17 protein-coding genes are annotated in these 15,900 nt (G+C 35.9%); all 17 read left to right on the top strand.

Annotation, left to right across the window (positions count from 1 at the left end):
• The first annotated feature begins 173 nt into the window (after positions 1-173).
• The 17 genes from metG (at position 174) to pth (ending at position 15,848) form a co-directional block, all read left to right on the top strand.
• On the top strand, positions 174-2,138 hold the full coding sequence (metG, locus tag NST98_RS12415; protein ID WP_340715243.1) for a methionine--tRNA ligase: 1,965 nt from the start codon (positions 174-176) through the stop codon (positions 2,136-2,138).
• A gap of 251 nt (positions 2,139-2,389) precedes the next feature.
• A complete protein-coding gene (locus tag NST98_RS12410; protein ID WP_016838862.1) occupies positions 2,390-3,160 on the top strand; it encodes a TatD family hydrolase in 771 nt (256 codons plus the stop codon).
• 133 nt (positions 3,161-3,293) lie between these two features.
• Positions 3,294-4,487 carry a ubiquitin-like domain-containing protein gene (locus tag NST98_RS12405; RefSeq protein WP_340715242.1) on the top strand — a complete coding sequence of 398 codons (1,194 nt, stop codon included), beginning with the start codon at positions 3,294-3,296 and terminating at the stop codon, positions 4,485-4,487.
• 151 nt (positions 4,488-4,638) lie between these two features.
• Entirely contained in the window at positions 4,639-5,205 is a 567-nt protein-coding gene (rnmV, locus tag NST98_RS12400; protein ID WP_340432590.1) for a ribonuclease M5, read from the top strand.
• Positions 5,198-6,076 (top strand): 16S rRNA (adenine(1518)-N(6)/adenine(1519)-N(6))-dimethyltransferase RsmA, encoded by an 879-nt coding sequence (gene rsmA / locus NST98_RS12395; protein WP_016838856.1) that lies wholly within the window; start codon positions 5,198-5,200, stop codon positions 6,074-6,076. Before rnmV ends, rsmA begins: the two co-directional genes overlap by 8 nt.
• Positions 6,077-6,228: 152 nt before the next feature.
• Positions 6,229-6,492 carry a biofilm formation stimulator Veg gene (gene veg / locus NST98_RS12390; protein WP_016838855.1) on the top strand — a complete coding sequence of 88 codons (264 nt, stop codon included), beginning with the start codon at positions 6,229-6,231 and terminating at the stop codon, positions 6,490-6,492.
• 122 nt (positions 6,493-6,614) lie between these two features.
• Positions 6,615-6,812 carry a small, acid-soluble spore protein, alpha/beta type gene (locus tag NST98_RS12385; RefSeq protein ID WP_016838854.1) on the top strand — a complete coding sequence of 66 codons (198 nt, stop codon included), beginning with the start codon at positions 6,615-6,617 and terminating at the stop codon, positions 6,810-6,812.
• Positions 6,813-6,978: 166 nt separating this feature from the next.
• Positions 6,979-7,845 carry a 4-(cytidine 5'-diphospho)-2-C-methyl-D-erythritol kinase gene (gene ispE / locus NST98_RS12380; protein WP_340715241.1) on the top strand — a complete coding sequence of 289 codons (867 nt, stop codon included), beginning with the start codon at positions 6,979-6,981 and terminating at the stop codon, positions 7,843-7,845.
• Positions 7,846-7,912: 67 nt separating this feature from the next.
• A complete protein-coding gene (gene purR / locus NST98_RS12375) occupies positions 7,913-8,740 on the top strand; it encodes a pur operon repressor (protein WP_016838852.1) in 828 nt (275 codons plus the stop codon).
• The gene (locus NST98_RS12370; RefSeq protein ID WP_016838851.1) at positions 8,740-9,114 is read left to right on the top strand and encodes a RidA family protein; all 375 of its coding nucleotides are present in this window, start codon (positions 8,740-8,742) and stop codon (positions 9,112-9,114) included. The genes purR and NST98_RS12370 overlap by 1 nt, the downstream gene beginning before the upstream one ends.
• 465 nt (positions 9,115-9,579) lie before the next feature.
• Positions 9,580-9,729: a hypothetical protein gene (locus NST98_RS12365; protein WP_340715240.1), complete on the top strand. Its 150-nt coding sequence runs from the start codon at positions 9,580-9,582 to the stop codon at positions 9,727-9,729.
• A gap of 262 nt (positions 9,730-9,991) precedes the next feature.
• Entirely contained in the window at positions 9,992-11,116 is a 1,125-nt protein-coding gene (locus tag NST98_RS12360; RefSeq protein ID WP_340715239.1) for an IS4 family transposase, read from the top strand.
• A 250-nt stretch (positions 11,117-11,366) separates the two neighbouring features.
• On the top strand, positions 11,367-11,675 hold the full coding sequence (gene spoVG, locus NST98_RS12355; RefSeq protein ID WP_016838850.1) for a septation regulator SpoVG: 309 nt from the start codon (positions 11,367-11,369) through the stop codon (positions 11,673-11,675).
• 255 nt (positions 11,676-11,930) lie between these two features.
• Positions 11,931-13,295 carry a bifunctional UDP-N-acetylglucosamine diphosphorylase/glucosamine-1-phosphate N-acetyltransferase GlmU gene (gene glmU, locus NST98_RS12350; RefSeq protein WP_096549927.1) on the top strand — a complete coding sequence of 455 codons (1,365 nt, stop codon included), beginning with the start codon at positions 11,931-11,933 and terminating at the stop codon, positions 13,293-13,295.
• A gap of 14 nt (positions 13,296-13,309) precedes the next feature.
• A complete protein-coding gene (locus tag NST98_RS12345; protein WP_016838848.1) occupies positions 13,310-14,269 on the top strand; it encodes a ribose-phosphate diphosphokinase in 960 nt (319 codons plus the stop codon).
• A gap of 188 nt (positions 14,270-14,457) precedes the next feature.
• Positions 14,458-15,081 carry a 50S ribosomal protein L25/general stress protein Ctc gene (locus tag NST98_RS12340; RefSeq protein WP_016838847.1) on the top strand — a complete coding sequence of 208 codons (624 nt, stop codon included), beginning with the start codon at positions 14,458-14,460 and terminating at the stop codon, positions 15,079-15,081.
• A 209-nt stretch (positions 15,082-15,290) separates the two neighbouring features.
• On the top strand, positions 15,291-15,848 hold the full coding sequence (gene pth, locus NST98_RS12335) for an aminoacyl-tRNA hydrolase (protein ID WP_016838846.1): 558 nt from the start codon (positions 15,291-15,293) through the stop codon (positions 15,846-15,848).
• Positions 15,849-15,900: the final 52 nt, after the last annotated feature.

Below are 15,900 nucleotides of genomic sequence, written 5' to 3'. Positions count from 1 at the left end.
CGTTAAAGAATATTATTAAAAACGTAGTATTTAGACAAAAAGTTCCATTGATTTTTTGATTGATTGAATTAGAAAAATTCGTCAAAACTTTAGTATAATATGTTAGCGTTGAAACAGAAATAGTTAATCGTTACAATAAATACTATATATAGTTGACAATGGAGGCAGTTTAGGTGAGTGAGAAGAAAACGTTTTATATAACAACACCAATATATTATCCAAGCGGAAAATTTCATATTGGTACAGCATATACAACTGTGGCATCTGATGCTATGGCACGATATAAAAGATTGCGCGGATATGATGTTCGTTTCTTAACAGGAATGGATGAGCATGGACAAAAAATTCAACAAAAAGCCCAAGAAGTTGGAAAACATCCGCAAGAATATGTGAATGAAATTGCTAAAGCAGCAAAAGAATTGTGGAAGAAAATGGATATCTCTTATGATGATTTTATCCAAACCACACAAGAACGTCATGTAAAAAGTGTTGAGAAAATCTTTAAAAAGTTTTTAGACAACGGAGATATTTATAAAGGAGAATATGAAGGTTTGTATTGTACTCCTTGCGAATCTTTCTTTACAGAAACTCAGCTAATTGAAGGCAATTGTCCAGATTGTGGACGCCCTGTTCAAAAGTTGAAAGAAGAATCCTATTTCTTTAATATGCAAAAATATGCTGATCGTTTACTTCAATATTATGAAGAAAACCTAGAGTTTATTGAACCGGAATCACGTAAAAATGAGATGATTAATAACTTCATTAAACCGGGATTAGAGGATCTTTCTGTTTCAAGAACTTCCTTTGATTGGGGAATTAAAGTACCAGGAGATCCAAAACATGTCATTTATGTATGGGTAGATGCGCTAACAAACTACATTACTGCTCTTGGATATGGTTCGGATAATGAAGAATTATTCAATAAGTATTGGCCTGCTGATGTTCATGTCGTAGGAAAAGATATTGTTCGTTTCCATACTATTTATTGGCCGATCTTCCTAATGGCATTGGGATTACCGCTTCCGAAAAAAGTATTTGCTCACGGTTTCATCATGATGAAAGATGGAAAAATGTCGAAATCGAAGGGGAATGTTGTTTATCCGGAAATGTTAATTGATCGTTACGGATTGGATGCAACGCGTTACTTCTTACTTCGCGAATTACCATTTGGGGCAGACGGTGTATTTTCTCCAGAATCATTTGTAGAGCGGACAAACTATGATTTAGCAAATGATTTAGGTAATTTATTGAATCGTACGGTTTCAATGATTAATAAATATTTTGATGGAATCATACCAACAAAAGGTTTAGAAGAAACAGAATTTGATGCATCATTAAAAACTCACGCAAAAGAAACAAAAGCTGCATATGTAGCCAACATGGATAAAATGCAGTTTAGTGTTGTATTAGCAGAATTGTGGTCATTTGTTTCAAGAACAAATAAATACATTGATGAAACAGAGCCTTGGGTGTTGGCAAAAAATGACGAAAACCATGGCAAATTAGGTCAAGTAATGTATAATTTGGCCGAAAGTTTACGTCATATTGCAGTAATGTTACAACCGTTTATGACACAAACGCCAAAACGCATAATGGAACAACTTGGTTTAGATGAAAAATTATTGGCTTGGGAAACGATTGAAGAGTTCGGAAATGTTATACCAGAAAATACAAAAGTGGTAGAAAAAGGAGTACCAATTTTCCCAAGATTGGACGCTGAAGTAGAAATAGAATATATTCGTGAGCAGATGCGAGCTTCTGTAAAAACTCCTCAAGAGGAAGAAACGAAAAAGCCAATAGAAGCTCCTGAAGTGCCGGAAATCACAATTGAAGATTTCCTAAAACTCGATTTAAGAGTAGGTACTGTTACAGCATGTGAGCCAGTTCCGAAAACCGATAAACTACTTAAACTTCAAGTGGATTTAGGCTATGAACAACGTCAAGTAGTTTCAGGAATTGCTGAGCATTATAAACCTGAAGAATTAATTGGTCAAAAAGTAATTGTTGTGGCCAATTTAAAACCAGTTAAGCTTCGTGGCGAGTTGTCTCAAGGTATGATTTTAGCTGGTTCTCATGATGGTGTGTTAAAAATTGCGACAGTAGATTCTGCTTTGGAAAATGGTGCGAAAGTAAAATAATGTGATTAGCCTGTTGATGAAATGATTCAACAGGCATTTTTGTTCAAAACTCATTTTAATTAATTATATTAACATAACGATTTTGGTGGTTAATTGGAATTAAATGAAAACCTTTTAGTATGAATAGACTATATTTATTACGAAAAAATAAGGTAAATATCATAAGATTGGGTTCTTGTAATCGAATTGTAATCTTTTTGTTAAGTCAGTAATGTTCGTTAGCAATAAAATAGACGGTAGGTGTAATCAAAATGTTTATTGACACACATGTTCATTTAAATGCAGATCAATTTCAAGAAGATTTACAAGAAGTAATTGATAGAGCACGAGCTGCAAAAGTTGAAAAAATGATTGTTGTTGGCTTTGATCGAATAACGATCGAGCGAGCAATAAAACTCATAGAGGAATATGAATTTATATATGCAGTAATTGGTTGGCATCCAGTAGACGCAATCGATTGCACAGAAAAAGATTTAGCATGGATTGAAGAGTTGACCCATCACCCTAAAGTCGTTGGCATTGGTGAAACGGGATTGGATTATTATTGGGATAAGTCACCGAAAGAAGTACAGCAAGAACTATTTCGACAACAAATTCGTTTGGCGCAAAAAGTTAATCTTCCAATCATTATTCACAATCGTGATGCAACGGGGGATGTTGTAAGAATTTTGAAGGAAGAAAACGCTCAAACGGTCGGTGGCATCATGCATTGTTTTAGTGGAAGCGTCGAAACGGCACTGGAATGCATCAAAATGAATTTTATGATTAGTTTAGGTGGGCCTGTTACATTTAAAAATGCCCGCTTGCCGAAAATGGTGGCGAAAGAAATTGCATTGGAGCATCTATTAATCGAAACAGATGCACCTTATTTAGCACCGCATCCATATCGAGGAAAAAGAAATGAACCTTCTTTTGTACCGTTAGTTGCAGAAGAAATTGCTCGGTTAAAAGAGATGTCGGTTGAAGAAGTTGCGAAGGCAACGACTGAAAATGCAATCAAGATTTTTAAGCTAAATGTATAAATTTTAAAAAAGCCTCCAATACTGCAGATTAATAGGGTTTAAAGTTACTAAAATACTAAACTAAAAAATTTTTTAGTTGACATAATTAGAAGTTGCCCGTATAATCCAACGAGTGTTAAGGAGGCGTTTTTAAATGTCAAGTAATCCCATAAGGAAAATTTTGTTTGGGATCAAGTATAAACAATCAGTGGTCACCATTTTGTTTATGGTATTGTTTGTGGCAGTTATTTCCTTTGTTTTGTATCAAGGAACAAAAAAGCCTGTGACAATACATGCAAATGGTGAAGAAATGAAAATATTAACTCATGCAAAAACTGTTGAAGAATTATTGAAAGATGAAAATATTGAAATATCGATGCATGATAAATTATCTTATTCACTTGATGCCAAAATTACATCGGGAATGGAGATTGAGTGGATTCAAGCAAAACAAGTAACAATTATTATCGATGAAAAAGAACAAGAGATTTGGACAACCGAAACGAAAGTCAAAAATATTTTGAGTGAAGCAAACATTCAAGTAGCCGAATACGATGAAGTTTCTATTCCTTTGGATGAAGATTTAGGTGATGAAAATCAAATTAAAATTAATAAAGCGTTTCAGGTAACACTTGTTGATGGAACTGAAATGAAGCAAGTGTGGTCCACTTCCACTACGGTCGCTAACTTTTTAAAGCAACAAAAGATAACACTAAATGAACTAGATCGTGTCGAAAAAAAATTAAGTGATAAGCTAAAACCAAACGACGAAGTCACGATTGTTCGCGTAGAAAAAGTTACCGATGTAGTGGAGGAAGAAATTAACTATCCAGTAGAAACAAGATCAGATTCTTCGTTGTTGAAAGGCAGAGAAAAAGTAATTTCACAAGGAAAAAAAGGAAAAGTATCAAGAACATATGAAATTACGAAAGAAAATGGAAAAGTAGTCAAAAAGGTTTTAAAGAATGAACAAATTATCGAAAAACCTAAAGCAAAAGTGGTAGCGGTGGGAACTAAAGTAGTAACAGCTAAAGTATCTCGTGGTACAAGCGAAAGTGGGAAAGAGTTTTATGTAACTGCTACTGCATACACTCCATACTGTGATGGTTGTTCCGGTACATCCGCTGCAGGAATTAATTTGCGTAGCAATCCGAACTTAAAAGTAATTGCAGTAGACCCAAATGTAATTCCTTTAGGTTCAAAAGTTTGGGTTGAGGGATATGGATATGCTATTGCGGGTGATACTGGCGGTGCGATTAAAGGAAATAAAATTGACGTACTTGTACAATCAAAGCAAGAAGCTATTCAATGGGGTCGTAAAAAAGTACGAATTAAAGTATTAGACTAAATTTTATTGAGCTTTCCTGTTTTTAAAAAACGGGAAAGCCTTATTTTTTTTAAAATTGCAGAAGAGCAGTAATCTTAAACGAACATTTCTTGTGAAAAAGGTTGATGTTTTGTACAATTGTCCAAGATAAAAGTAGAAGAGAGGAACAAAGTTGGAAATTAAAGAAATCATCGTTGTCGAAGGTAAAGATGATACTATTGCTATTCAAAGAGCAGTAAAAGCAGATACGATTGAAACTAATGGTTCTGCTATTTCTGAAGAAACAATACTCCGCATTCAACATGCTCACGAAAAACGTGGAGTTATTGTATTCACAGATCCTGATTATCCAGGTAGAAGAATTCGAGCAATTATCGAGGAGCGTATTCCAGGAGTAAAACATGCCTTTCTTTCAAAAGAAAAATGTATAGCTAAAAACGGAAAAGGTCTTGGAATTGAACATGCAAGTGATGATGATATACGTCAAGCATTAAAAAATGTATATACACCCATTACAGAAAAGCCTTTAAAAGAAGAGATAACCATTGGAGATTTAATGAGTGCCCGCCTCATTGGCCATCCGCTAGCAAAGAATCGCAGAATTCGGTTAGGCGAAATACTAAATATTGGATTGACAAATGGAAAACAATTGCATAAGCGATTAATCATGTTTCAAATCACTTTTGAGCAATTTTCACAAGCGATAGCGCAAATTGATCAGGAGGAACAAAATGTATAAAGACATAGCAACGCCAGTACGAACAAAAGAAATATTAAATCAATACGGATTCTCCTTTAAAAAAAGTTTGGGACAAAATTTTATTATTGATCCAAATATTCTTCGGAATATTGTGAGTTACGCAAACTTGAGTGAAGAGAGCGGGGCAATTGAAATTGGACCGGGCATTGGAGCATTAACAGAGCATTTAGCAAGGAATTGTAAGAAAGTCGTTGCATTTGAAATTGACGGCCGTCTATTACCTGTATTGGAAGATACATTAAGTCCTTATTCAAATGTAAAGGTAATTCATTCAGATATTTTAAAAGCGGATGTCGCAAAGGTTATAGAAGAAGAGATGCAGGGAATCAAAGATATTATGGTGGTTGCAAATCTTCCGTATTATGTAACAACCCCAATATTGATGAAATTGTTGCATGACCGCTTACCGATACGAGGGTTGGTAGTCATGATGCAAAAAGAAGTGGCAGACCGTATAACGGCAAAACCAGGAACAAAAAATTACGGCTCGTTATCAATTGCTGTGCAATATTATGCGACAGCAGAGGTTGTAATGACGGTGCCAAAGACTGTATTTATGCCGCAACCAAATGTAGATTCAGCAGTAATTCGACTAACGATGCGCAACATGCCGCCAATCCAAGTAATCGATGAAGACTTTTTATTTATTGTAGCTAGAGCCTCTTTTGCTCAACGAAGAAAAACGATTTTAAATAATTTACAGTCTGGACTTCCATCAGGAAAGGAAAAGAAACAGCAGATTGTGGATGCATTGAATCAATGTGGCATTGAGCCTACCAGAAGAGGCGAAACATTGACAATTGAAGAATTCGGGAAACTTTCAGACGCTTTATTACCACATTTTAGGTAATTAGTGGGAAACATTACAAAAAATATGACGAAAACTTAATTTTTATAAAAAAATAAGTTGACAAAAATATTTGTCTGCTGATAAAATATTATAATTTATTGACAGAATGGCATTTCTAGTCTATACTAGTATATAGTGAGGTGTATGAGGAAATGCCAAAAACATTAGCTGAGATTAAAAAAACATTGGATGAACACATCGGGAAACCTTTGCGATTAAAAGCAAATGGTGGCCGGAAAAAAACGATGGAGTGCAATGGGATTTTAAGCGAAACGTACAATGCTGTTTTTGTTGTTGAACTCGATCAAAAGGATAGTGCTTGTAAACGTGTTTCTTATAGTTACACTGATATTTTAACTGAAGCTGTGGAAATTACTTTTTTAGATGACAATAATCAAGCACTTGCAGTGAAATAATTTTCTGCCTTGTTGTAAATTGTAGACAAAGCCGATATTTGCATCGACTTTGTCTACAATTTTTTTATGAACCTGCGCATACTACGGATGTCAACCTACTTATTTGAAGGAGGCAAATCTCTATGGCACGAAGAAACGGGATCATGTCGAGTCGTCTTAAAGAGGAAATTGCAAAAGAGCTCGGTTTCTATGATGTAGTCCAACGAGAAGGTTGGGGCGGAATTAGAGCCAGAGATGCAGGTAATATGGTGAAGCGAGCAATTGAAATGGCTGAACAAAGTTTAGCACAGCAAGCGAACCAAAATAGCATCAATAAGTAGTGTTGACATGGCCAATGGCTCTTAAAAGGGCTGTTGGCATTTTTTCATTTTTCAAAAATTATTTAATACTTCTATGTTTAATATTTAACATCTATGGTGATACCATCATTATGGTACAATATACGGAAGAAATTTCCCTGTATTAGGAGCTGTTAGGAGGATCAGAATGCTTTATATTAAAGCACCTGCAAAAATAAATTTAACACTTGATGTACTTTATAAACGTCCCGATCAATATCACGAAGTAGAAATGGTCATGACAACAGTTGATTTAGCCGATCGTATTGGGCTTGAATTAAGGAACGATGGAAAAATTGTCATTCATTCATCAAGTGGCATCGTACCGGAAGATGATCGAAATCTTGCATATCAAGCAGCAATACTTTTAACAAATACATATAACGTTCATGAAGGAGCAACCATTACGATTCATAAAGAAATCCCTGTTGCAGCTGGACTGGCTGGAGGAAGTAGTGATGCAGCTGCTACGCTTCGAGGATTGAATCAACTGTGGAACTTAAATTTATCGATTGATACTTTGGCAGAGTTAGGAGCTAATATTGGCTCCGATGTTCCGTTTTGTGTATATGGAGGTACAGCTTTAGCTACGGGTAGGGGAGAAAAAATTCAACCATTGCCTGCTCCTCCCTCTTGTTGGGTAATACTTGCAAAACCTAGAATTGGAGTATCGACTGCAAAAATTTATGAAGGTCTGAATTTAGAAAATATAGAACATCCTAACACAAAACAAATGATGACTGCTTTGGAAAATAAAGATTATTCTTTAATGTGCAAGTCTTTAGGAAATGTTCTTGAATCTGTTACATGTTCTCTATATCCAGAAGTAGCTGTCATTAAAAATCAAATGATCCGATTCGGTGTAGATGCCGCACTAATGAGTGGAAGCGGTCCAACAGTTTTTGGGTTTGTTGATAGCGAATCAAGATTAAATAGAGTGTACAACGGCCTCAAAGGCTTTTGTGATGAAGTTTATGCAGTACGCATGTTAGGAGAAAGGAATTCTCTTGCCTAAATACGTACATTTATGATAATTTTTCTATAAAATATTCGTATTTTAATTTGTATTAGGAGAGGGTTGCATGAAATGGAAGCGTAGTGAACGCTTGGTTGATATGACACATTATTTATTAGAGCATCCACATCAACTCATTCCACTAACCTATTTTGCTGAGTTATATAATTCTGCTAAATCATCAATAAGTGAAGACTTAGCAATTGTGAAAGGAACTTTTGAAGAAAGAGGTATTGGAGAATTAGTCACTGTTCCTGGGGCGAGTGGGGGAGTTAAATATATTCCTACTGTATCGGATGATGAAGTTCGAGAAACCATACAAATATTAATATCTGAATTAAGCAAATCAGATCGCTTACTCCCTGGTGGTTATTTATTTATGACCGATTTATTGGGAAATCCAGAATTAATGAATCGTGTAGGAAAAGTGTTTGCAAGTATTTTTAAAGACCAACAAATCGATGCTATTATGACAGTTGCAACGAAAGGAATTTCTATAGCTCATTCGATTGCTAGACATTTAAATGTGCCGGTTGTTGTCGTGCGCAGGGATAGTAAAGTAACAGAAGGTTCAACAGTAAGCATCAACTACGTATCAGGTTCTTCCAGAAGAATCCAAACAATGGTATTATCAAAGCGTAGTATGAAAAGTGGTCAACGAGTTTTGATTACGGATGATTTTATGAAGGTTGGCGGAACGATGAATGGCATGAAAAACTTGCTAGAGGAATTTGATTGTACTCTAGGAGGCATTGCTGTTCTAGTCGAAGCTGAACATGCAGGTGAAACTTTAGTAGATGATTATTATTCTTTAGTAAAACTTCATTCGGTCAATGAAAAAGAGAGAACGATTCAATTAAGCGAAGGAAATTATTTTTCAAAGGAGAGATTATAATGAAATCAGTATCTACTACAAATGCTCCTCAAGCGATTGGACCTTACTCCCAAGGAATAATTGCAAATGGATTTTTCTTTAGTTCTGGTCAAATCCCATTAACTCCTGAAGGTGAATTAGTTGAAGGAGATATTGTTGCACAAACAAACCAAGTGTTTAAAAATTTAAAGGCTGTACTTGAAGCTGCAGGATTATCATTAAAAAATGTAGTAAAAACAACTGTATTCTTAAGCGATATGAACGATTTTGCTGCGATGAATGAAGTTTATGAAGCGAATTTTGGCGATCATAAACCGGCTCGCTCAGCAGTAGAAGTTGCTAGACTACCAAAAGATGTGAAAGTAGAAATCGAAGTAATTGCAGTATTTGAATAAATAATAAGCGATGAATTCAAGGGTGAATTCATCGCTTTATTTTGTGCGCCCGGCATGTACATGAACTATAGGGTGTAAGTCCCGAACCCCGAAGACAGAAGTAGAGGTTAGCTCAACGAAAGGGTGTCCGTGGTGACGCGGAATCTGAAGGAAGCTGGAGGCAAAACACCGGTCCGAGGAACACGAACCTCATATAAGGCTAGGTATGATTGAGTGAGTTTGCAAAACAAAACAAAGCTCTTTCTGTCGAAGGTCATATCGAGTAGATGAGGCGGATAGATGGTGTGAAAGTGCATGTACTTACCCGGGGAGGTCTGGCGGATATGTGAAGTACTCTTCATAACCTACTTAGTGATAAGTAGCTGAACCGTCAGAAGTCAGCAGAGGTCATAGTATTAGTTGGTTTAGAACTACTAAGAAGGACCGAACAATTAAGAGAGAATAGCCCTTGGCATTCAGTGAGTCATGATGAACACAGAAAACGTAGTACCTCACTTGAGGGAGGAAGCGGTGAATCCCGTGGGGGACCTCTTGGAGGGTGGAGTGACCACTGGCATAAAGAGAACAGCTATTCACGGAAGTTATATAAAGACTTGCGTCAATCATCTTAATTGAACCGCCGTATACGGAACCGTACGTACGGTGGTGTGAGAGGACGGGAGCTAATCACTCCCTCCTACTCGATTTCAATTATTTATTATGAAAAACGTCTATTTACAAAAATATAAAACACTTAAAAATTCACTAGCGTCGCATTAAAATAATTTAACACCTTCAAATAAACCGAATTTTCTGAAATATAATCTAAACACAAAAAAATCCTTTATAATGGTTGGGTGGTAGTAAACCATCCAAATCCAATACAAAGGACAAAACCATGGATAAGTTTACACGAAAAACATCATTTGAACAATGGTTTTCACCGATTAATCGTCCATTATTTGACGACCTAGTGAAAACACATCAATTAAATCACTATACCAAGAAGCTTTATATGGCTTCATTTATGAAACTGCTTTTGTATGCCCAACTCCATGAAACCGAGAGTTTACGGGCGTTGAGTGACGCTGTCTTTTTAGAAGAATTACAACGAGCAACGGGATTGGAATCGATTAGTTTTTCACAGTTAGGGAGACGAATCAACGCCATTCCAACGGTTTTCTTTCAATCGATTTTTCTTGATTTAGTGGCTCAAATTCATGAGAAAACACATTTTCAAAAGCGAAGAAAGCTGACAACGCCACTAAAAATCATTGATTCGAGTACATTACCGCTTAATTTGACCAATCATAAGTGGGCAGAGTTTCGAAAAACAAAATCAGGAGTAAAGCTTCACTTACGACTTGTTTTTATGGAAAAAGGACTCTCCTATCCAGATAAAGCCGTACTCACGAATGCCAACGAACATGATCGTGGTCAACTAGAAGTATTCGTGGATGACAAAGAATGCATGTACGTGTTTGATCGTGGTTACTTGGATTATGGGCGCTTTGATCAAATGACGGAAGATGGCTATTTCTTTGTGACCCGTTTGCGTAAAAACGCTGTTGTCCGAGTGTTAGAATCCTTTTCGTTACCAGAAGATTCACCCGTATTCTCTGATGAAATGGTTGTCATTGGAACACCACAAAATCGTTCTGAAAACGTGTTTCGCTTACTCAAATTGCATGATACAAAAGGAAATGAGCTTCATTTACTGACAAATCGGTTTGACATTGACGCAGATGAAATTGCAGAAATCTACCAATCACGTTGGGCAATCGAACTTTTTTTCAAATGGATGAAACAACATCTGAACATTAAAAAGTTTTTTGGTCACAGTGAACAAGCTGTACATAATCAAGTGTACGTAGCCATGATAGTGTACTGTCTAAATGTTTTAGCTCAGTTGAACACGAATAGCGAACGCAGTTACTTACAAATTAGTCGCTATTTAAAGGCTTCTTTGTGGAAATCCGCTCACATTTGGTTACGAAAAATCGAAGGAAACGGCGTCCCATAAAGGTTTGCCAGTCGTTGTTGCACAAGTCATAGGTTATAGTAAAAAAATGGATGTTTACTACCCTCGCTTAGGTGTTTTCGTTTTTTCTCTAAAGTCCAGAAAAAATAAAACTGAAAATTCAGATATCATTTATGCGACGGTAGTGTTAAAAATTATTTGAAAATTTTCCGAAAAGTTAGAAGGAATTTTTTCAGTTTTGTAGAATTGTAAAAACTTAAAGGCATCCTAGAGGAAAGAGAGGAGTGAAAGAATGGAAGTTACTGACGTAAGACTAAAACGTGTACAAACAGATGGGCGTATGCGTGCAATTGCTTCCATCACACTAGATGATGAGTTTGTTGTTCATGATATTCGAGTGATTGATGGGAATAACGGTCTTTTTGTGGCTATGCCAAGCAAAAGAACACCGGATGGTGAATTCCGTGATATAGCGCATCCAATTAATTCTAACACACGCAATAAAATTCAAGACGTTGTGTTAGCTGCTTATCATGCTGCCGGTGAAGAAAAAGTAGAAATTCAAAACGAAGAATCTCAATTAGAAAAAGCAAACGCATAAAAAAAGCGTCTCAAAAGTAAGTTATTTACTTTTGGGACGTTTTTTTGTGTGCTTGTAAAGGAATTAATGTGTACAAGATTAGCATGAATGAACACTTTCATAAACTTTCTAAAAAAAAATAATATGAAAACAGATGTAAAAAAAATATAATAGAGAGGGAGATAAGATGTCTTGACAACCTTTCAATGCCTTGAAAATCGAACAAAATTACTATATAGTCATAAGAGAACATGAGCTAAAATTGGGGGACTTAGGATGAATGACATTTTTGCGATCGTGCTGGCTGCAGGCCAAGGAACTCGCATGAAGTCCAAATTATACAAAGTATTACATCCCGTATGTGGTAAGCCAATGGTCGAACATGTTGTTGACAATATATTAACTTTAGATGTTAATCGTATTGTAACAATTGTAGGTCATGGTGCAGATAAAGTAAAAGAACAACTTGGCGAAAAATCTGAATACGTACTTCAGTCAGAGCAACTTGGAACAGCCCATGCCGTAATGCAGGCTGAATCAATATTAGGTGATTTAGAGGGCGTAACCTTAGTTGTTTGTGGAGATACACCTTTGATTCGCCCGGAAACAATGAAGGCGTTATTTGAACATCACGTTGCTCAAAATGCAAAAGCAACAATTCTTACTGCAATTGCAGATGATCCTACAGGATATGGTCGAGTAATTCGTGATGATCAAGGTCAAGTGGCTCAAATTGTAGAACACAAAGATGCGACACCAGAACAACGTTTGGAAAAAGAAATCAACACTGGAACTTACTGTTTTGATAACAAGGCGTTATTTGAAGCATTAAAATTAGTGAATAATAATAATGCACAAGGAGAATATTATTTGCCAGATGTCATTGAAATTTTAAAACAGAAAGGCGAAATTGTTACCGCTTACGTTTGTGAAGATTTCAATGAAACGCTTGGCGTAAATGATCGAATTGCCTTATCTCAAGCTGAAGAAATTATGCGTGAACGCATCAATAAAAAACATATGGCGAATGGAGTAACAATTATTAACCCTTCCATGACACATATTAGTATTGATGCTGAAATTGGTCGAGATACAATCATCTATCCTGGTGTTGTAATTGAAGGGAAAACAGTGATTGGAGAAGATTGTGTAATCGGACCGAATAGCCAAATTAATGATAGCACAATTGGTAATCGTACTGTTGTTAAACATTCAGTAGTGCAACAAAGTGTAATAGGGGAAGATACTTCTGTTGGACCATTTGCTCATTTAAGACCTGAAGCAGAGTTAGGCAATCATGTGAAGATTGGTAACTTTGTGGAAGTGAAGAAAAGCAAAATTGGAGATGAATCTAAAGTATCGCATCTAAGTTATATAGGTGACGCTGAAGTTGGGAAAAATGTTAATATAGGTTGCGGTTCCATTACCGTTAACTATGATGGAAAAAATAAACATAAAACAATTATCGAGGATAATGTCTTCGTAGGATGCAATGCTAATTTAGTAGCGCCTGTGACATTGAGAACAGGATCATTCATTGCTGCTGGATCTACAATTACAAAAGAAGTTCCGAAAGATTCATTAGCAATTGCACGTGCTCGACAAGAAAATAAAATAGATTACGCAAAAAAATTAAAATAAATTAGGAGGCCATCATGCCGTATTCATACGCTGATTCTAAATTAAAAATATTTTCGCTTAATTCAAATTATCCGCTAGCACAAGAAATTGCTGAGCTAATGGGTGTTGAGTTAGGGAAATGTTCTGTAAAACACTTTAGTGATGGAGAAGTTCAAATTAATATTGAAGAAAGTATTCGCGGTTGTGACGTGTTTATCGTTCAATCAACTTCTCATCCAGTAAATGAACATTTAATGGAACTTTTAATTATGATCGATGCAGTAAAACGAGCATCTGCACGCACAGTCAATGTAGTGATTCCTTATTATGGTTATGCTCGACAAGATCGTAAAGCAAAAGCTCGTGAACCAATCACTGCAAAACTAGTAGCGAATTTATTGGAAACTGCTGGTGCAACACGTGTAATTGTGTTGGATCTACACGCTCCTCAAATCCAAGGGTTCTTTGATATTTTAATTGACCATTTAATGGCCGTTCCGCTATTATCCGATTACTTTAAATCTAAAAACTTTGCTGAAGATGAAGTTGTAGTCGTTTCTCCAGACCACGGTGGAGTGACAAGAGCTCGAAAAATGGCTGAACGCTTAAAAGCGCCGATTGCCATTATTGATAAACGTAGACCAAAACCAAATGTGGCAGAAGTAATGAACATCGTTGGTAACGTTGAAGGAAAAATTTGTATTTTAATTGATGATATTATTGATACTGCTGGAACGATTACAATTGGTGCGAATGCATTGCTAGAAAACGGAGCAAAAGAAGTATATGCTTGCTGTTCACATCCTGTGTTATCAGGTCCAGCAATCGAACGAATTCAAAACTCTGTTATTAAAGAATTAGTTGTTACAAATACAATTAAATTACCAGAGGAAAAAATGATTTCAAAAATTACTCAATTATCTGTTGCACCATTAATGGCGGAAGCAATTTCCCGCATCTATGAAAACAAATCTGTAAGTACATTATTTGATTAATGCTTGAAATAAAATGTAGACAAAATCAGATAAGATTTTGTCTGCATTTTTTTTAAAATTTTAGCAATTTGGACAGAATGAAAAAGAACACATACTTTATTGCGATGTGAGATTTATGGAAACTTTCAGAAAATGGACTATAATAGAAATTAGGTAGTCCATAATTTTCTAATGGAGGGGTTGAAATCGTGAGCACAGTATTACAAGCGTCAGTACGTAAGACTGGTGTACGTTCAGAGCTTACCCAACTTAGAAAAGGAGGAAAATTACCTGCTGTCATTTATGGCTATAATATTGAAAATACGCCAATTGCAATCGATTATAAAGAGGTAGCAAAAGAAGTTCAAAAAAGAGGAAGTACAAGTATTTTCGATATTGAGGTAGAAGGGAAAAAACTAAAAGCACTCATTAATGAAGTGCAAAGATGCCCGTTAAAAGGACAAGTACTCCATGTTGATTTTTTGTCAGTAAACATGGATGAGGAAGTTGAAGTTGATGTACCAATCCATGCAGTTGGAGAAGCGATTGGTGTAAAAGAAGGCGGAGTACTAACCCAAATTCTAAGTACATTAAAAATAAAAGTGAAGCCCGCTGAACTTCCAGAGAAAATCGAAGTGGATGTATCGGAATTAGGGATTGGAGATACACTTTTTGTAAGTGATCTTAGAGAAAGGCTCAATTTCAATATTATTGAAGGTGATGACGTAACAGTATTTACAGTCACTTCTCCAGCAACTGCTCGCGATGCAGGACAAGGAGATAATGATAATCAAGATATGAAGGCTACAGAAGCTCCTGAATCTCAAGCATAAACCATTGGGTTGTCTAAGTATCTGACTTGGACAACCCTTTTCTTATTGTGTTCAGATAGGCTTTAGATTTGATGATAGCATGGGTATTAGCATAAACAATGTAAGAGGAATGATAGAAAGTTTACATACTTAGTGTCTTTATTTAACACTTTTTTTTATATTATGTGATAAAATAAGCGCAGCGAATTAGGATAAAAAGGAATGGTTTCATGAAACTAATAATAGGCTTAGGTAATCCAGGCAAAAATTATGATCGTACTCGACATAATATTGGATTTATGTGTATAGATGCGTTAGCAGAAAAATGGAATGTGACATTAAGTGAATCAAAGTTTAAAGGTATGTATACAGTTGTCCATCGACCTGAAGGAAAAGTAATGTTGTTGAAACCGCTAACGTACATGAACTTATCTGGTGAATGTGTTCGACCAATCATGGATTACTTTGATATAGATGTTGAAGATATAATTGTTATTTACGACGATTTAGACTTGGAGACAGGTAAACTTCGGCTTCGGCAAAAAGGAAGTGCTGGAGGGCATAACGGCATTAAATCGCTTATTCAGCATATTGGAACGCAGGAATTTAAACGCATTCGTGTCGGTATTAGCAGACCGCCGGCTGGCATGAAAGTCCCTGATTATGTCCTTTCAAAGTTTTCTAAGGAAGAAGAGCCTGTTATTGAACAAGCAATTGAAAAAGTGGTCCAAGCCTGTGAGGCATCATTGTCTAAAAAATTCATTGATGTAATGAATGAATTTAATTAAGCAAAAAGTGTTGAAATAAATTACAGTGCATAATTGATAATCGAACAGTCTA

The sequence above is a fragment of the Ureibacillus sp. FSL W8-0352 genome (assembly GCF_038004345.1).
Taxonomy (GTDB): Bacteria; Bacillota; Bacilli; order Bacillales_A; family Planococcaceae; genus Ureibacillus; species Ureibacillus thermosphaericus.
This window is presented reverse-complemented; position numbering and strand designations above follow the sequence as displayed.